At 60.4% G+C, this 17,591-nt stretch carries 11 protein-coding genes, 1 tRNA gene and 2 rRNA genes (1 of these 14 only partly in view); 5 read left to right on the top strand and 9 right to left on the bottom strand.

The window, feature by feature from the left end:
* Window positions 1-161: 161 nt before the first annotated feature.
* The 6 genes from ACPW75_RS18880 to ACPW75_RS18905 all read right to left on the bottom strand — a co-directional run bounded on the left by ACPW75_RS18880 (window position 162) and on the right by ACPW75_RS18905 (window position 8,196).
* Complete coding sequence (locus ACPW75_RS18880; protein WP_044798929.1) at window positions 162-2,714, bottom strand: TRAP transporter permease; 2,553 nt, start codon at window positions 2,712-2,714, stop codon at window positions 162-164.
* A 102-nt stretch (window positions 2,715-2,816) separates the two neighbouring features.
* On the bottom strand, window positions 2,817-3,788 hold the full coding sequence (locus ACPW75_RS18885) for a TAXI family TRAP transporter solute-binding subunit (protein ID WP_016349123.1): 972 nt from the start codon (window positions 3,786-3,788) through the stop codon (window positions 2,817-2,819).
* A 415-nt stretch (window positions 3,789-4,203) separates the two neighbouring features.
* A complete protein-coding gene (locus tag ACPW75_RS18890) occupies window positions 4,204-6,357 on the bottom strand; it encodes a S9 family peptidase (protein WP_179101362.1) in 2,154 nt (717 codons plus the stop codon).
* Window positions 6,358-6,581: 224 nt separating this feature from the next.
* Window positions 6,582-7,013: a DUF411 domain-containing protein gene (locus ACPW75_RS18895; protein WP_011704327.1), complete on the bottom strand. Its 432-nt coding sequence runs from the start codon at window positions 7,011-7,013 to the stop codon at window positions 6,582-6,584.
* A 49-nt stretch (window positions 7,014-7,062) separates the two neighbouring features.
* Entirely contained in the window at window positions 7,063-7,386 is a 324-nt protein-coding gene (locus tag ACPW75_RS18900; RefSeq protein ID WP_042066817.1) for a hypothetical protein, read from the bottom strand.
* An 87-nt stretch (window positions 7,387-7,473) separates the two neighbouring features.
* Window positions 7,474-8,196: an SDR family oxidoreductase gene (locus tag ACPW75_RS18905; protein WP_029304386.1), complete on the bottom strand. Its 723-nt coding sequence runs from the start codon at window positions 8,194-8,196 to the stop codon at window positions 7,474-7,476.
* A gap of 143 nt (window positions 8,197-8,339) precedes the next feature.
* Between ACPW75_RS18905 and ACPW75_RS18910 the strand changes: the two genes are divergently transcribed.
* The 5 genes from ACPW75_RS18910 (at window position 8,340) to ACPW75_RS18930 (ending at window position 13,456) form a co-directional block, all read left to right on the top strand.
* On the top strand, window positions 8,340-9,182 hold the full coding sequence (locus tag ACPW75_RS18910; RefSeq protein ID WP_179101363.1) for a LysR family transcriptional regulator: 843 nt from the start codon (window positions 8,340-8,342) through the stop codon (window positions 9,180-9,182).
* A 77-nt stretch (window positions 9,183-9,259) separates the two neighbouring features.
* The gene (locus tag ACPW75_RS18915; protein ID WP_016349118.1) at window positions 9,260-9,859 is read left to right on the top strand and encodes an NAD(P)H-dependent oxidoreductase; all 600 of its coding nucleotides are present in this window, start codon (window positions 9,260-9,262) and stop codon (window positions 9,857-9,859) included.
* A 70-nt stretch (window positions 9,860-9,929) separates the two neighbouring features.
* The gene (locus ACPW75_RS18920) at window positions 9,930-11,783 is read left to right on the top strand and encodes a monovalent cation:proton antiporter-2 (CPA2) family protein (protein WP_077095810.1); all 1,854 of its coding nucleotides are present in this window, start codon (window positions 9,930-9,932) and stop codon (window positions 11,781-11,783) included.
* Window positions 11,780-12,166, top strand: coding sequence for a SirB2 family protein (locus ACPW75_RS18925; protein ID WP_077095811.1), 387 nt, complete (start codon window positions 11,780-11,782; stop codon window positions 12,164-12,166). Before ACPW75_RS18920 ends, ACPW75_RS18925 begins: the two co-directional genes overlap by 4 nt.
* A 303-nt stretch (window positions 12,167-12,469) precedes the next feature.
* Window positions 12,470-13,456, top strand: a complete 987-nt coding sequence (locus ACPW75_RS18930; protein WP_179101364.1) for a helix-turn-helix transcriptional regulator — start codon at window positions 12,470-12,472, stop codon at window positions 13,454-13,456.
* A 1,206-nt stretch (window positions 13,457-14,662) separates the two neighbouring features.
* Here the strand turns inward: ACPW75_RS18930 and ACPW75_RS18935 are convergent.
* The 3 genes from ACPW75_RS18935 to ACPW75_RS18945 form a co-directional block, all read right to left on the bottom strand.
* Window positions 14,663-14,739 (bottom strand) — tRNA-Asp (locus ACPW75_RS18935).
* 98 nt (window positions 14,740-14,837) lie between these two features.
* A 5S ribosomal RNA gene (gene rrf, locus ACPW75_RS18940) occupies window positions 14,838-14,952 on the bottom strand.
* A 78-nt stretch (window positions 14,953-15,030) separates the two neighbouring features.
* Window positions 15,031-17,591 (bottom strand): 23S ribosomal RNA (locus tag ACPW75_RS18945) (it continues 328 nt past the right edge of the window).

Below are 17,591 nucleotides of genomic sequence, written 5' to 3' on the forward strand. Positions count from 1 at the left end.
CCACCTAGGCATCAGCGTCGAGCAAGCCTGCGAGCAGCTTGGCCTGAGCCAGGTGGGACAACAGACCCTGAACCTGCTGCAGGAACAGGATCCGCAAGAATAAACCCCCAGCGGGGAGCATGAAAACGGCGCCATGATGGCGCCGTTTTTATTGACCCTGGTTATGCTCGCACCACCCGGCGCCGTTGCAGCCAGACGATCAGTGCAAACAGCAGGAAGCCGGGCAGCCACATCAGCTCCTTGCGCCAGCGTTCGGTGGGGGCCTTGACCACCAGGATCTCCTGGTCAAACTCCATGCCGGCGGCCGCCGCCGGACTACCGAAGGTGACGCTGTCGATCAGGGTCTTGCCATCCTGCTCATAGAGCGCGAGCCCCAGGCTGGCGAGGCGGGCTTCCCCGTCCTCCCCTGCCGGCACCGCCAGCAGCACGGTCGACTGACGCAGCTTGCCCACCGCATCCTCACCCTGGATCCGCAGCCGCAGGGTGCTCTCCGCCTCCACCTCGCCCAGGGTCTGGGCCAGTTGGGCCGGCGGCGTCTCGCGATAGGGATCGTGCACCATGTCCATCCAGAAACCGGGGCGGAACAGGGTGAAGGCCACCAGCAACAGCAGCACGCTCTCGTACCAGCGACTCTTCACCAGGAAATGACCCTGGGTGGCGGCGGCGAAGATCAGCATGGCAACGGTGGCCACCATGAAGATCAGCACCCCGTGGGCAAAGTCCACGTCGATCAGCAGCAGGTCGGTGTTGAAGATGAACAGGAACGGCAGCGCCGCGGTGCGCAGGCTGTAGTAGAAGGCAGTGATGCCGGTCTTGATGGGATCGCCCTTGGAGACGGCCGCCGCCGCGAACGAGGCGAGCCCCACCGGCGGCGTCACGTCGGCCATGATGCCGAAGTAGAACACGAACAGATGCACCGCGATGAGCGGCACGATCAGTCCGTTCTGCTGCCCGAGCGTCACCACCACCGGCGCCAGCAGGCTGGAGACCACTATGTAGTTGGCGGTGGTGGGCAGCCCCATGCCGAGGATCAGACTCAGCAGGGCGGTCAGCAGCAACATCAGCAGCAGGTTGCCCATGGAGAGCATCTCCACCAGATCCGCCAGCACCAGGCCCACCCCGGTCTGGGAGACGGCACCGACGATGATCCCCGCCGTAGCGGTGGCGATGCCGATGCCGATCATGTTGCGGGCGCCGGCCACCAGCCCCTCTCGCAGATCGATCAAGCCGTCCTGCAGGGAGCCGTAATCGTGCCGGCCATCGCTGCGCAGCCAGTTGAGCAGCGGCCGCTGTGTCAGCAGTATGATCACCAGCATGACGGTGCCCCAGAAGGCCGACAGCCCGGGCGAGAGCCGCTCCACCATCAGGCACCACACCAGTACCACCACCGGCAGCAGGAAGTGCAGGCCGGAGAGCAGTACGGTACGGGTGTTGGGCAGTTCGGTCAGCGGCTTGTCCGGATCTTCCGCCGCCAGTGGCTCATTGCTGGCGGCAATCTTCAACAGCCCCAGATAGGTGGCGGCCAGCAGCAGGGCGATGCCGGGCAGGGCATAGTCGCCCAGCGCCGGCTTGAGCCAGCCCAGGCCGTAGTAGACCGCCATCGACAGCCCGCTGATCAGGGCGGCGCCAAAGGCAAAGCCGGTCAACCGGCGCAGCCAGGGCTTGGGCTGATGGTCGCCGATGGGCTGCATGCCGAGCTTGAGCGCCTCCAGATGGACGATGTAGAGCAGCGCTATGTAGGAGATGGTTGCCGGCAGGAAGGCGTGCTTGATGATCTCTACGTAGGGAATGCCCACGTACTCCACCATCAGGAAAGCCGCGGCCCCCATCACCGGCGGCATGATCTGGCCGTTGACCGAGGAGGCCACTTCCACCGCCCCCGCCTTCTCGGCGCTGAACCCCACCTTCTTCATCATGGGAATGGTAAAGGTGCCAGTGGTCACCACGTTGGCGATGGAGGAACCGGAGATGAGGCCGGTCAGGCCAGAGGCCACCACAGCCGCCTTGGCCGGGCCACCGCGCAGGTGGCCAAGCAGGCTGAAGGCCAACTGGATGAAGTAGTGGCCTGCACCGGCCCGCTCCAGCAGGGCACCGAACAGCACGAACAGGAACACGAAGCTGGTGGAGACGCCGAGGGCGATACCGAACACCCCCTCGGTGGTGATCCACTGGTGGTTGGCCAGCGCGGTGAAGCTCACCCCGCGGTGGGCCAGCAGGCCCGGCATCCAGGGCCCCGCCAGGCTGTAGGCGAGAAACACCAGAGCGATCACCGCCAGGGCCGGCCCCAGCGCACGGCGGGCCGCTTCCAGCAGCAGCGGGATGCCGATGCAGGCGGTCACCAGATCGGCGGTGGTGAGGTTGCCCGGCCGCTGGGCCAGCGCCTCGTACATCACGAACAGATAGGAAGCGGCGCCGGCGGCCACCAGCCCGAGCGCCAGATCGCCGAGCGGCACCCGGTCGCGCGGCGAGCGGCGAAAGGCCGGGAACACCAGATAGGCCAGCAGCAGGGCGAAGGTGAGGTGAATGGCACGGGTCTCGGTGTCATTGAGCACGCCGAAGCCCAGCATGAAGGGCAGGGGCGAGGCGATCCAGAGCTGGAACAGCGACCAGGCGAGCGCCAGGGTGGTGATGCACCCACCCATGATGCCGAGCGGCAGACGCGCCCCCACATCCTGGGCGATCAGTTCCTCGGTAGAGAGTTGTTTATCTTGCATAGGGGTTAACTTGTGCCAACGAGTACAACGACACGACACCCGCTACCACGGGCTGCGGCAGACGGGTGTCGAAGAGAGTGACAGCGGCCCTTGGGCCCGCTATCAGAGCCAGCCGCGCTCTTTGTAGTAGCGGGCAGCCCCTTCATGCAGCGGGGCGGAGAGACCCACCTTGATCATGTCGGCCTCTTTGAGGTCGGCGAAGGCCGGATGCAGGCGCTTGAAACGATCCAGGTTGTCGAACACGGATTTGACCAGCTGATAGACCACTTCCGGATCGGCCTTGGCACTGGTGGAGAGCACTGCCTTGCCGCCGATGGACGGGGTCGGCTGGTCGCTGCCCTTGTAGATGCCGCCCGGGATCTCGGCCTTGCTGTAGTAGCTCTTCTCGGCCAGCAACTTGTCGATGTCGGCACCGGTGACCGGGACCAGCACGGCGTCGGTGGTGGTGGAGGCTTCCTGGATGGCTCCGTTGGGATGACCGACGAAGTAGCTCATGGCGTCGATGTTGTTGTCACCCAATGCTGAGGCCTGCTCGGCCGGCTTGAGCTCGGAGACCAGGCCGAAGTCGCCCTTCTTCCAGCCCTTAACCGCCATGATCTCTTCAAAGGTATCGCGCTGGCCGGAGCCAGGGTTACCGATGTTGACCCGCTTGCCCTTGAGATCGTCGAAGCCGGCGATCTTGGCGTCCTTGCGGGCCAGGATGGTGAACACTTCGCTCTGCAGGGAGAAGACAGCGCGCATGTCGTCCATGGCCCCCTCGGCCTGGAATGGCGGCAGCCCCTTCATCGCCTTGTACTGATGGTCGGACTGCATGATGCCGAAGTTGAATTCACCGCTGCGGATGCCGTTGACGTTGGCCACCCCGCCACCACTGGCCGGGGCGTTGCACTTGATCTGGTGATCGGCGGCGCCGCGATTGAGGAAGCGGCAGATGGACTGGCCCGCCACGTAGTAGACACCGGTCTGACCGCCGGTGCCTATGGTCACGAAGCGCTCCTGCGCCTGCACCGGGCCACCGAACGAGACGCCGGCCAGCACAGCCGACAGGGCACACGCCAGGGATAATCCTTTCATGTTGTTCATCCTTTTTGATTGATTCAGCTCGCCCGTTCCACGGGCGAATGCCGGACAAACCACCGTTCTGCGTCGGCGGTTGCCCATGACCTCGATATGAGGAAGCGGGTGAACGGCGAACGTTCCCCAAAAAGCCACCAGCATCCTGTGGTGAGACAGTCGGCGTCATGCCAACCGAAGATAATTGGCCCCGAGGGGGCCAATTAAAGAGTCATAACGGCTTCGATTAAGCACACGGCGCCAACATAAATCAAACAAAAACACAAAATGATGGATATGGATGACGAGAAATTTGAAGCCGATCATTAATTTGCTGATCAGGGATTAATTGAATGTGCTACCCGTCGGCAGACAGAGTGGGAGGAGGGAGATTCTTTTGCAGCCCTTGACTGGCAAGGGCTGCAACTGTGGTGACTTATGCTTGTGGCTTGGCCAGATCCAGAATAAACGCGAACTCCAGTGCGATATCCTCGTAGGCCTTGAAGCGACCCGACTTGCCGCCGTGGCCGGCGTCCATGTCGGTGCTCAGCAACAACTTGTTATCATCCGTCTTCAGCTCGCGCAGCTTGGCCACCCACTTGGCCGGCTCCCAGTACTGCACCTGGGAGTCGTGCAGCCCGGTGGTCACCAGCAGGTTGGGATAGGCCTGCGCCTTGACCTGATCGTAGGGGCTGTAGGCCTTCATGTAGTCGTAGTAGCGCTTCTGGTTCGGGTTGCCCCACTCGTCATACTCCCCGGTGGTGAGGGGAATGGACTCGTCCAGCATGGTGGTGACCACGTCGACGAACGGCACCTGGGCCACCACGCCGCGATAGAGCTGGGGCGCCTGATTGATGATGGCCCCCATCAGCAGGCCACCGGCGCTGCCGCCCATGGCGTAGACCTGATCCCTGGCGCCGTAGCCCTGCGCCACCAGCGCCTCGGTCACATCGATGAAGTCGTTGAAGGTATTCTGCTTTTTCAGCAGCTTGCCATCTTCATACCAGTGGCGCCCCAACTCCTCGCCGCCGCGGATGTGAGCGATGGCGTAGACGAAGCCGCGGTCCAGCAGGCTCAGCCGGGCGCTGCTGAAATCCGGGTCCATGCTGGCACCGTAGGAGCCGTAGCCGTAGACCAGCAGCGGATTGGTGTGCGCACCCGCCCCCTCTTGCTTGAACTTGTCCTTGCGATAGACCAGCGACACCGGCACGGCCACACCGTCACGGGCGGTGATCCAGAGCCGCTCGCTGGCATATTGATCGGCCTTGAAGCCCGCCACCGGCTGCTGCTTGAGCAGGGTGCGCTTGCCGCTGTCCAGGTCGAGCTCGTAGGTGGACGAGGGGGTGGTCATGGAGGAGTAACCATAGCGCAGCGCGCTGGTATCCGGCTCCGGGTTGTAGGCGAGCCAGGTGACATAGGCCGGATCGTCGAAGGCGATCTCTTTCTGCTCGCCGCTCTGCCAGTTGACCTGACGCAGCCGGGTCAACCCCTGACTGCGCTCCTCCAGCACCAGCCACTCCTTGAACAGGGCATAGCTCTCCAGCAGCACGTCCGGATTGGGGGCGATCACCGCCTTCCAGCGATCCACCGGGCTCTCCTTGGTCTCGTAGAGGCCGAAGTTCTTGCCGTCCTTGTTGGAGCGCACATAGAAGCGGCCGCGGTAGTGATCCAGGCTGTATTCGTGATCCACCTGGCGCGGCAGGAACAGCCGCGGCGCCTGGGTCGGCACGTTGGCATCGATGAGACGCGCCTCGCCTGAGGTGGTGCTGGAGAGGGCGATGACGATGAAATCTTCCGAGGTGGTGGCGTAGAGGCTCACATAGAAGGAGTCGTCCTTCTCCTCATAGACCAGCTGATCCTTGGCTGGATCCGTGCCCAGCTCGTGGCGATAGACCTGGTAGGGCAGCAGCGTCTTGGGGTGCTTGCGCACGTAGAACACCGTCTTGCTGTCGTTGGCCCAGACCAGATTGCCGGAGGTGTTCTCCAGCGTGTCGGTGGCCCACTTGCCGCTCTCCAGATCGAGGAACTGGATCTGGTACTGACGGCGGGAGAGGAAATCTTCCGCCACCGCCAGCCAACGATTGTTGCGGCTCACCTCGAGCGCCCCCAGGGCGTAGAACTCGTGGCCTTCGGCGCGCTGGTTGCCGTCCAGCAGCAGGCTTGCAGCCTCTTCACCCAGCTTGCTGCGCGAATAGATGGCGTACTCCTTGCCCGGCTCGTAGCGGGTCTGGTAGCGATAGCCGTTTTTCACGTAGGGCACCGACTCGTCCTGCTGCGGAATGCGGGCGACCATCTCCTGATAGAGCTGGTCGCGCAGCGGCTTGATCGGTTTGAGCATGGCGTCGGTGTAGGCGTTTTCAGCCTCGAGGTAGGCCAGCACCTCGGGTTTCTGGCGCTCGTCATCGCGCAGCCAGTAGTAGTTGTCGACCCGGGTATCCCCGTGTTTCTTGATGGCGTGAGGGTGTTTGGCGGCCACGGGAGGCTGGATCAGGGTGTCGCTTGTGGGCATGGCGGACTCATCATTGGCATATGAACAGGGAACGGCGGCCAGACAAGCCAGCAGCAGAAGCCCTCGGGAAAAGGTGAACATGTCGCATCCTTTGCGCTGTAAAAGGGTTGGCGGACCTGAGCCTTGGCTCCTTGGACAGGGGATCAATCTGCCCCTTGTCGCCTTCAGTTGCAAGTTCTCCCGCGCCCTGATGTAAAAGGGCCGCCATCTCGCGATGGCGGCCCCCATACCTGACCGTGAGCGACACGGGCTCGCTCAGGTGTGCCTCACATGATGGAAGTGTGTCTGCTCACGGCCAGTTTTCATCAGCCGGGGTAGCTCGACCAGACCTTGGTCGCGCCCTCGTTGCTGATGCTCAGCACCTGATAGGGCTGACCCGGAATATCCATGCCTGGCGCACTCTGGGGCATGCCCGGAATGGTCAGGCCGCGGATCGCCGGTTTTTCCTTGAGCAGCTTCTGCACGTCGGCGGCGGGTACATGCCCCTCCACCACATAGCCGTTCACCACTCCGGTGTGGCAGGAAGCCAGCTGCGGAGTGATGCCGTACTGCTGCTTGACCGGTTCAAGCTGCTCGGTTTCGACGACCTTGACCTCAAAGCCGTTCTCTTCCATGTGCTTGATCCAGGTCTTGCAGCAGCCGCAATACTGGGACTTGTAGACGGTCATCTGCTCGGTTGCCAGAGCAGAAAAACTGACGGTACCGGCCAGCACGGCCAATAACAGGGACTTGTACATAACTCACCTCGGATAAGAAGAAATGCCCAAAAAAACAGGGTGACTCGACTCAACCGAGATGACGGGGCGGACGCTCCAGCCGGTCGGTCGGAACATCCGGCATGAACTGGGAGGGGGAGATGAAATCCGGGGTATCGGGTTCCAGCATGGCAACCGTCAGGCTGTCGCCGGTGACCACCGTCATGGCGAGCGCCGAGGTGAAGCTGCCACAGGGCATGGCCTTCTCCAGGGTGCGTTCGCTCTGGCTGCAATGAGGCGTCAGGGTACAGAGATCGGTCGCCGCCCGGCTGCCAAACGACATCAGCACCATCAGCAGACTCCACAGGGGGAGCCAGCGGCGAGCGCGAGCGAGTTGGCGACGGGTCAGAACCATGAGACGACTCATTGACGAAAGGTGGCCTATGGTAACCCTTGGCCCAGGGGGAGGGTCAAGCCCTCCCCCTCTTCCAGTCAGCCGCCATCAAGGTTGCTGACGGGTCGCCGCCAGCACGATCTCGCGCACGCAGACGTTGGCCGGCTGGCTCCATGCATAGAGCACGGCGTCGGCGATTACCTCAGGCGCAATGACGCCGCCCATCTGATCCTTCCAGTCGTGGTAGCCGGCCTTGATGCTCTCGTCCGTGGTGTGGCTGAGCAGCTCGGTCTCCACCGCGCCCGGGGCTATGGTCACCATCCGCACGCCGACGTCGGCCACCTCTTCCCGGATGTTCTCGGTCAGGGCGTGCACCGCGAACTTGGTGGCACAGTAGGCGGCATGGTTCGGGAAGGTCTTGCGACCGGCGATGGAGCTGATGTTGATGATGGTGCCGCTGCGACGGGCCTTCATGCCGGCCAGCACAGCGTGAACACCGTTCAACACCCCCATCACGTTGATGTTGAGCATCTGCTGCCACTCGGCCGGGTCCTGCACATCGGCTTGTCCCAGCAGCATGACGCCGGCGTTGTTGACCAGACAGCCGACCGGACCGAATTGCGCCTCGGCCTGCTGGATGGCGGCCTTCATGGCGGCGGTGTCGGTCACATCAACCCCGATGCAGAGGGTATCGGGCAGCGCCAGCGCCTGCATGGGCTCGACCCGGCGGGCCAGCAGCAGCAGCGGATGGCCGGCGGCGGAGAAGGCGCGGGCAATGGCGGCACCGATCCCGGCGGAGGCACCGGTGATCACGACGAGAGGCTTGGACATGATGTTTTCCTTCTGATTCAAGAGTCGGTTTGAGCAAACAAGCGGCTGGCCAGCACGGAACGGGATCACTATAGTCACTGCATCCATCAGTGATAAATATTGTTTTCCGCTGGTTATCATCTGAAAAAACTATGGTTGGGCTTATGCTGGATCTGAGACTGCTGCGCTTCTTCATCGCCATCTATGAAGAGAAGAACATCACGGCGGCGGCCGAACGCTGCCACGTCAGCCAGCCCTCCCTCTCGGCGGGGCTGCGTCAGCTGGAAGAGACCCTGGGTGACAGCCTGTTCATCCGGGGCAAGAAGGGGGTGGCGGCCAGGGATCAGGCCCATTACCTCTATCCCCACGCGGTCAAGCTGGTGGAAGAGGCGCGCCGGCTACCGGCGCTGTTTCGCCAGAAGGCGACGCGTGCGCGGCTCAACCTGGCCATCATGCCGGACCTGAGCCGGCGGCGGGTGGCGGAATTGCTGCAGCAGGTGCAGGCTGTGCTGCCCGAGCTGGATCTCACCCTCTCCGATTACGGGACGCCTGCCGACTGTCGGCTGACCCTGGATGCCCTGCGCCGGGAGGACGAGATCTTCCTGCCGCTGTGGGAGGAGGATTATGTCTTGTGCGTGCGCCGCGACCATCCCCTCGCCAGCCGCCAGCAACTCGAGTTGGCCGAGCTGCAACATTATGATTTTATTGAGTGCCCCCCCTGCGAAGCCCATCAGCAGACCATAGGCCTGCTGGCTTGTGACCGACTCACCCTCAATCTGGTGGCCAAGGCCGAGAGCAAGGGGCTGGTGATGGCGCTGGTGCTGGCCGGGGTCGGCATCAGCTTTCTACCGGACGGGCTGGTGGAGGACGAAGCGAGTCTGTGTACCGTGCCGGTGCGCGGACCACGGATGTTCCGGCGCATCGGCCTCTGCTATCCCGCCCACCAGACCCTCAATCCGGCGCTGCGCGAGCTTATCCCGGAACTGGCGAGCCATGGCGCTTCTTGATAACGTCGCTACTCAATGCATCTTTTTTTCGCCGGTCGCTTGCACCGGTATTTGGCCCCTCTTCAGATCAGGAACCCATGAAACGCATTCTGGTTATCTTTTCACACCCGGCGCTGCAGAGCTCCCGGGCCAACAAGCAGCTGCTGCAGGCCATCGACGGCCTGGAGGGCGTCACCCTGCACGACCTCTACCAGCACTACCCCAACATGTTCATCAACGTGAAGCGGGAGCAGGCCCTGCTGTCTGAACACGACATCATCGTGTTCCAGCACCCCTTTTACTGGTACTCCTGCCCTGCCATCATGAAGGAGTGGATGGATCTGGTACTGGAGTATGGCTACGCCTACGGCCCGGAAGCCCACGCCCTCAACGGCAAGCAGTGGCTGTCGGCCATCACCACCGGTGGCGCCCCCGAGTCTTATTGCAGTGAAGGCTACAACCAGCGCCCGCTGCTGGACTTTCTGCTGCCGTTCCGGCAGACGGCCCAGCTGTGCGGCATGAGCTGGTTGCCGCCATTCGTGCTGCACTCCTTTCACAAGATCCGGGATCAGGAGGCGCTGCGCCGCTGCGGCCAGGATTATCGCCAGCTGCTGTGTGCCCTGCGCGACGAACAGCTGACCCCGGCCCAGCTTGCCGGCAGCCCCTATCTGCGCGATCTGCTGGAGGTACTCTCATGACCCGCTCTCGATCCGGGCGACGGCCCGGCCTGCCGACATCGGCCTCCACCACAGTTCGGAGGATCCGCTGATGGGACATGGTTTGCTGTTCGATGCCTTCATCTACCTCTCCGCCGCGGTGATCGCGGTGCCGCTGGCCAAACGCTGGGGGCTGGGATCCGTGCTCGGTTACCTGCTGGCGGGCATCATCATAGGTCCCTTCCTGCTGGGGCTGGTGGGTGAACAAAAGGATGTGATGCACTTCGCCGAGTTCGGGGTCGTGCTGATGCTGTTTCTGGTCGGGCTGGAGCTCAGACCGGCACTGTTGTGGCAGTTGAAGGGGCCCATTCTCGGCACCGGCGGGCTGCAGGTGTTGCTCACCACGGCCGCCCTGACCGGCGTGGCACACCTCATCGGCCTGCCGTGGCAGCAGGGGCTGGCCATCGGCCTCATCCTGGCGCTCTCCTCCACCGCCATCGTGCTGCAGAGTCTACAGGAGCGCAAACTGATGCAGAGCGAGAGCGGCCGCTCCGCCTTTGCCGTGCTGCTGTTCCAGGACATCGCCGTCATTCCCATCCTGGCGATCCTGCCGCTGCTGGCCATCGCGCCGGTGGCCAGCAGCAGCTCGGAGCTGGCCGGCTGGCAACACGGCCTGCTGGTGGTGGCTGCCATCTCCGGCATAGTGCTGGGTGGTCATTACCTGATGCGACCGGTGTTCCGCGCCATCGCCCAGTCCCACATGCGGGAGATCTTCGTCGCCGCCGCCCTGCTGCTGGTGATCGCCATCGCCGTGCTGATGGAGTCGGTCGGCCTCTCCCCCGCCCTTGGCTCCTTCCTCGCCGGCGTGGTGCTGGCGGACAGCGAATATCGCCACGAGCTGGAGGCAGACATAGAACCGTTCAAGGGGCTGCTGCTCGGCCTCTTCTTCATGTCGGTGGGCGCCGGCATCAACTTCGGGCTGTTTGCCGAGCACCCGCTGCTGATCCCGGCCCTGGTGGTCGGCCTGATGGTGCTCAAGTGGCTGGTGCTGATGGCGCTCGGCTTTGCCATTCGCATCTCGCCGAGTCAGCGCTGGACCTTCGGGCTGGCGCTGGCCCAGGGCGGGGAGTTTGCCTTCGTGCTGTTCTCGTTCGCCGCCCAGAACAAGGTGCTGCCGGGGGATACCATCGCCCTGCTGACCCTGGTGGTGGCACTCTCCATGGCGCTGACGCCGCTGCTGCTGATCCTCAACGATCGGGTGATCCAGCCCTGGTTCGACTATCGCAACCAGAGTGAATTGCCGCAGCACGAGCAGCCGGAGCTGGTGGAGCACCCGGTCATCATCGCCGGCTTCGGCCGTTTCGGTCAGATCGTGGGGCGTCTGCTGCACGGCCACGGCATCGGCACCACCATACTCGAGCAGGATGCCAGCCAGATCGAGATGCTGCGCAAGTATGGTTATCAGGTGTTCTATGGCGATGCCAGCCGGCTTGACCTGCTGCACGCCGCCGGCGCCCACAAGGCCAAGCTGCTGGTGCTCTCCATCAACGATCCGGCCACGTCACTCGAAGTGATTGAAATGGTGAAGAAACACTTCCCACACCTTAAGATACTGGCGCGAGCCCAGGATCGTCCCCACGCTCACGAGATCCTGCGCCAGGGCGTGGGCAGCGTATACCGGGAAACCCTGGGTTCTGCCGTGGATCTGGGGGTGGAAGCCCTGACCCAGCTCGGCTTTCGGGCCAACCAGGCATGGCGGGCCGGCCAGACCTTCAAGCAGCACGACAACTGGCTGCTGCGGGAACAGGTCAACTACCTGGACGACGAACACACCTATATCAACAAGAGCCTGCAATACCGGGACATCCTCTCCGATCTGCTGCAAGACGATCAGGAAGGACAGGAGAGCATTCACGCTCACAACTGGAACAGCGGTCTGCCCGACAACGACAAGGAAGCAATATGATTGCCTATTACCCCATGCTCAAACACCTGCACATGACGCTGGCGCTGGTCAGCGTGCTGCTGTTCCTCTATCGCTGGCTGCTGGCCCTGGGGGGCAGTGCCCGCCTGCAGCAGAAGTGGCTGAAGATCCTGCCCCATGTCAACGACACCTTCCTGTTGCTGTTCGGGGTGCTGCTGGCGGTGACCCTGCAAATGAGCCCGGGCCAACAACCCTGGCTGATGGCCAAGCTGATCGCACTGGTGGTTTACATCGGCCTCGGCGTCATGGCGCTCAAGCGCCCTGCGCGCAGCCAGAAGCTCGTGGCCGGCCTCGCGGCCCTGGCGGTATTTGGCTACATGGTGGGCGCCGCCATCACCAAATCCACCTTGTCCTGGCTGGCCTGATCCAGCCAAAAAATACCTGCCTGATGGAGGGGAGCCATCCCCTCCACATCATATTCTGCATTTCCCCGTCATTTCTGTTTTTTCCTCTCCCCCAAATCCGTAAGGCAGCACTTTCATTTGGTGAATTTTCATCATTTTTAAGCCTCGATTGCTGCCAAAAATGATGACAATTATGTTTTGGATCATGTGGTTAGCTTGGTTTGTATGAAAATGGCGACAGTTGTCGCAGCAAAACTTGCGACATAGACTGTCGCAAAGCATGGCTAGGATACACTCAACGCTAAACCAGTGAAGGCATGCACCATGAGTAAGAAGCTGTTACGACAACTGACCTTGGCGCGTTGCATCCCGCACCGCCCTTACAAGCTGACCGCCAGCCAACTCCAGGTAAAACTGGAAGAAGAAGGCATCCACGTCAGTCTGCGTACCGTGCAACGGGACCTGGAAGAGATGTCCGGCATGGGGTTGTTCGATCTCACCTCGGATGAACGCAGCAAACCACACGGCTGGTGCTTCGAGCGCCATGGCCTCAACGACTTTGCCAACATAATGCCGCTCTCCTTGGCAGTGGCGCTGAAAACCTGGAGCGATCAGGCCAGCCAGCTGTTGCCGGCCAGCGTACTGACCGAACTGAACCCCTTGGTCGACAAGGCCAGCCAGGTGATCCGCGATAGCCAGAGCGAACTGGCTGAACGCTGGCTCGAGAGCGTGCACCAGTCACCGCGCCCGTTTGTCGGCAACCCTGAAATCCGCCGCAGCACGCTGATCCGCGATGCATTGTGGCGCGGTCGCAAGTTCAGTGCCGAGATCCAGCGGGTCATCAAGGAGCGCACAGTATGGCTCTGCTACGACCGCATCAATCCGCTCGGCATCCTGAACCAGGCGGAAGGGCCGACCCTGCTCTGCACCCTGTCCGAGCTGGATCCCAAGGTCTACGGCATCCCGTTCGATCACATCAAGAACGTGGAGCTGACCAACTTCAGCGCGACCCAGCCGAAGGATTTCAACATCCAGAAACTGATCCGCGATCAGGGGTATCAGGATGTCAGCGGGCCGATCCGCTTCGTCGGTCGCATCGATGCCAACTGCCCGACCCTGGTCGACGGACAGATCCCCGGCCACAACCCGCGCATGACTCGCTACGACAAGCGCAGCGTGGTGGTGGAAACCGAGGTACAGGACACCCCCGAGTTCCGTACCTGGCTCAACAATATGAGCGGGAACCTAGAAGTGTTGGCGCCTGAATCCTTGCGCAAGGCGTATCCGACACCGGGTAGCCGCGTCAGCTGACCACCGCAGAAAAAGCCGGGCCAAGCCCGGCTTTTTGTATTCTTTTTGAGCATATTTATTCAACTAATTTTTAAGTCTTACCCACCGAATTGAGCCTGTTTGTACCATCGTTTTCGCCCCGTTTTTGCGTGTAAGAGATCCGCCATGGCAGCTGTAAGAGGCCACTGTGTCGAACCGTACGCGAAGCCATCTTTGAATCCACATGCTTTCCCATGAAACAAACTAATACCATGATTTATATAGCTTTATCTCTATAGCATTGGTCATTAATCCGTTATCGCCACGCCAATAACGTCGGAACCGCCCTTGTTCCGCCCCCTGGTTCCCTTAATATGGGTCTCACAAGGACGGAGCTGGTTCGGCAGGATGCGGAAACAGCGCATAAGCAGGGAATAAACCACAGGGCGTGGGCAGGGAACACTTCAGGATGAGGCCGGTAACCAGGACGGTTATCAAACGGATTGCAGGACACCACGGGACGTGGTTGCGGACACCTCGGGATGAGGCAGAGCAAACAGGATGATTGCTCTTCAGGAAGATTATGGACCTCGCAGGAAGCGAGCAGGACAGCTTCAGGATGAAGCGAGACAACCCGGATGGTTGTCTGTCAGGATGACGCAAGGAACACCACGGGATGTGGTAACGGACACCTCCAGGATGGAGAGAGTGCAGCAATCAGGAGCGATTGCCAGGCTAGGATGGCCACAGGACACCTCAACGGATTGGGAAGGGGATATTCCGAAGGATCAGGATAAAGTCAGGGATTGCAGGGAGCGTTGCAGTTCATGGACTGGACTAGATGACTTGAGGGGACGGCGGCCGCCGTCCCCTTTTCTTTATGTGCCTTTTGTACCAGAACGATCAATGACATGGGGCTCTACTCGCTGTCACAGCACATCCTGTGTGCTCTAGATCCCCCCTCAATCTGGGTGCCCATTGTCAGCCAGAATACCCCCTCTCTCACCTCCTACACTTCGTGAACGCTGCTCTGGGTTAGTTCTGCAGCGGGCAAGTCATGTGTACAGCTGGCTCAGCGCGCACAGCAACATTACAGCCCGCCAGAAACACAGGGTGGAATGGACCCATCCCGACATGACCACCGTCTGGCTTTGCGTGTTTTACTGAACCGCGTGAGGGGAAAAAGAGGCAATTCGGGAAAAGTTAAACGAAAAAAAGCCCAGTCGTTAGACTGGGCTTCTTAAGTAGTGGCGGAGCGGACGGGACTCGAACCCGCGACCCCCGGCGTGACAGGCCGGTATTCTAACCGACTGAACTACCGCTCCGCTGTCTGGTTAGCTTTTTGCTAAATTGTCTGCCGCTTCATTGAGGTGTCATCCTCGCAGCCAGTAATGTGATTCTTCACATCACCGTTTAATTGGGTGCCTGGCAGTGTCCTACTCTCGCATGGCGAATGCCACACTACCATCGGCGCTACCGCGTTTCACTTCTGAGTTCGGCATGGGTTCAGGTGGTTCCACGGCGCTATGGCCGCCAGGCAAATTCTTCAATCTGTGAAAGCTGATGTAAGTAGTTTCGTATTTGTCACAAGGCTCGAAACACTTCTTGGGTGTTGTATGGTTAAGCCTCACGGGTAATTAGTATGGGTTAGCTCAACACGTCGCCGCGCTTACACACCCCACCTATCAACGTTGTGGTCTCCAACGGCCCTTTAGGACCCTCAAGGGGTCAGGGATGACTCATCTCAGGGCTCGCTTCCCGCTTAGATGCTTTCAGCGGTTATCGATTCCGAACTTAGCTACCGGGCAGTGCCACTGGCGTGACAACCCGAACACCAGAGGTTCGTTCACTCCGGTCCTCTCGTACTAGGAGCAACTCCCTTCAATCATCCAACGCCCACGGCAGATAGGGACCGAACTGTCTCACGACGTTCTGAACCCAGCTCGCGTACCACTTTAAATGGCGAACAGCCATACCCTTGGGACCGACTTCAGCCCCAGGATGTGATGAGCCGACATCGAGGTGCCAAACACCGCCGTCGATATGAACTCTTGGGCGGTATCAGCCTGTTATCCCCGGAGTACCTTTTATCCGTTGAGCGATGGCCCTTCCATTCAGAACCACCGGATCACTATGACCTACTTTCGTACCTGCTCGACCTGTCCGTCTCGCAGTTAAGCTGGCTTATGCCATTGCACTAACCTCCTGATGTCCGACCAGGATTAGCCAACCTTCGTGCTCCTCCGTTACTCTTTGGGAGGAGACCGCCCCAGTCAAACTACCCACCAGGCACTGTCCGCGACCCAGATTCATGGGCCTGCGTTAGAACATCAAACATACAAGGGTGGTATTTCAAGGACGGCTCCAGCGCAACTGGCGTCACGCCTTCAAAGCCTCCCACCTATCCTACACATGTAGGTTCAATGTTCAGTGCCAAGCTGTAGTAAAGGTTCACGGGGTCTTTCCGTCTAGCCGCGGGTACACCGCATCTTCACGGCGAATTCGATTTCACTGAGTCTCGGGTGGAGACAGCATGGCCATGGTTACACCATTCGTGCAGGTCGGAACTTACCCGACAAGGAATTTCGCTACCTTAGGACCGTTATAGTTACGGCCGCCGTTTACCGGGGCTTCGATCAAGAGCTTCGCTTGCGCTAACCCCATCAATTAACCTTCCGGCACCGGGCAGGTGTCACACCCTATACGTCCACTTTCGTGTTTGCAGAGTGCTGTGTTTTTGATAAACAGTCCCAGCCATCTGGTCACTGCGACTCCCAACTGCTCCATCCGCAAGGGACTTCACTGTCAAGAGCGAACCTTCTCCCGAAGTTACGGTTCTATTTTGCCTAGTTCCTTCACCCGAGTTCTCTCAAGCGCCTTGGTATTCTCTACCCGACCACCTGTGTCGGTTTGGGGTACGATGACTTGTAATCTGAAGCTTAGAGGCTTTTCCTGGAAGCAGGGCATCAATGGCTTCCGCACCGTAGTGCGTTCGTCTCGTGTCTCAGTGTTGTGTCTCCGGATTTGCCTAGAAACACCACCTACGCACTTTCACCAGGACAACCGTCGCCTGGCCCACCTAGCCTTCTCCGTCCCCCCATCGCAATTACAAGTCGTGCAGGAATATTAACCTGCTTCCCATCGACTACGCCTTTCGGCCTCGCCTTAGGGGTCGACTCACCCTGCCCCGATTAACGTTGGACAGGAACCCTTGGTCTTCCGGCGAGGAGGCTTTTCACCCCCTTTATCGTTACTTACGTCAGCATTCGCACTTCTGATATCTCCAGCATGCCTCTCGACACACCTTCGCAGACTTACAGAACGCTCCCCTACCACTCACGCTTAGCGTGAATCCGCGGCTTCGGTGCCTGGTTTGAGCCCCGTTACATCTTCCGCGCAGGCCGACTCGACTAGTGAGCTATTACGCTTTCTTTAAATGATGGCTGCTTCTAAGCCAACATCCTAGCTGTCTGAGCCTTCCCACATCGTTTCCCACTTAACCAGAACTTTGGGACCTTAGCCGGCGGTCTGGGTTGTTTCCCTCTTCACGACGGACGTTAGCACCCGCCGTGTGTCTCCCGGATATTACTTACTGGTATTCGGAGTTTGCATGGGGTTGGTAAGTCGGGATGACCCCCTAGCCCAAACAGTGCTCTACCCCCAGTAGTATTCGTCCGAGGCGCTACCTAAATAGCTTTCGGGGAGAACCAGCTATCTCCGAGTTTGATTGGCCTTTCACCCCCAGCCACAGGTCATCCCCTAACTTTGCAACGTTAGTGGGTTCGGTCCTCCAGTTGATGTTACTCAACCTTCAACCTGCCCATGGCTAGATCACCCGGTTTCGGGTCTACACCTTGCAACTAGACGCCCAGTTAAGACTCGGTTTCCCTACGGCTCCCCTATACGGTTAACCTCGCTACAAAATGTAAGTCGCTGACCCATTATACAAAAGGTACGCAGTCACCCCGAAGGGCTCCCACTGCTTGTACGTACACGGTTTCAGGTTCTATTTCACTCCCCTCACAGGGGTTCTTTTCGCCTTTCCCTCACGGTACTGGTTCACTATCGGTCAGTCAGGAGTATTTAGCCTTGGAGGATGGTCCCCCCATATTCAGACAGGATGTCACGTGTCCCGCCCTACTCGATTTCACATCAAGGTTGTTTTCGTGTACGGGGC

Origin of the sequence: Aeromonas sp. FL131 (assembly GCF_049860615.1) — a bacterium.
Classification (GTDB): domain Bacteria; phylum Pseudomonadota; class Gammaproteobacteria; order Enterobacterales; family Aeromonadaceae; genus Aeromonas; species Aeromonas hydrophila.

Coding starts and splice junctions, on each gene's coding strand:
- ACPW75_RS18880 (WP_044798929.1), bottom strand. CDS start 2,714: ATGCAAGATAAACAACTCTCTACCGAGGAACTGATCGCCCAGGATGTG.
- ACPW75_RS18885 (WP_016349123.1), bottom strand. CDS start 3,788: ATGAAAGGATTATCCCTGGCGTGTGCCCTGTCGGCTGTGCTGGCCGGC.
- ACPW75_RS18890 (WP_179101362.1), bottom strand. CDS start 6,357: ATGTTCACCTTTTCCCGAGGGCTTCTGCTGCTGGCTTGTCTGGCCGCC.
- ACPW75_RS18895 (WP_011704327.1), bottom strand. CDS start 7,013: ATGTACAAGTCCCTGTTATTGGCCGTGCTGGCCGGTACCGTCAGTTTT.
- ACPW75_RS18900 (WP_042066817.1), bottom strand. CDS start 7,386: ATGGTTCTGACCCGTCGCCAACTCGCTCGCGCTCGCCGCTGGCTCCCC.
- ACPW75_RS18905 (WP_029304386.1), bottom strand. CDS start 8,196: ATGTCCAAGCCTCTCGTCGTGATCACCGGTGCCTCCGCCGGGATCGGT.
- ACPW75_RS18910 (WP_179101363.1), top strand. CDS start 8,340: ATGCTGGATCTGAGACTGCTGCGCTTCTTCATCGCCATCTATGAAGAG.
- ACPW75_RS18915 (WP_016349118.1), top strand. CDS start 9,260: ATGAAACGCATTCTGGTTATCTTTTCACACCCGGCGCTGCAGAGCTCC.
- ACPW75_RS18920 (WP_077095810.1), top strand. CDS start 9,930: ATGGGACATGGTTTGCTGTTCGATGCCTTCATCTACCTCTCCGCCGCG.
- ACPW75_RS18925 (WP_077095811.1), top strand. CDS start 11,780: ATGATTGCCTATTACCCCATGCTCAAACACCTGCACATGACGCTGGCG.
- ACPW75_RS18930 (WP_179101364.1), top strand. CDS start 12,470: ATGAGTAAGAAGCTGTTACGACAACTGACCTTGGCGCGTTGCATCCCG.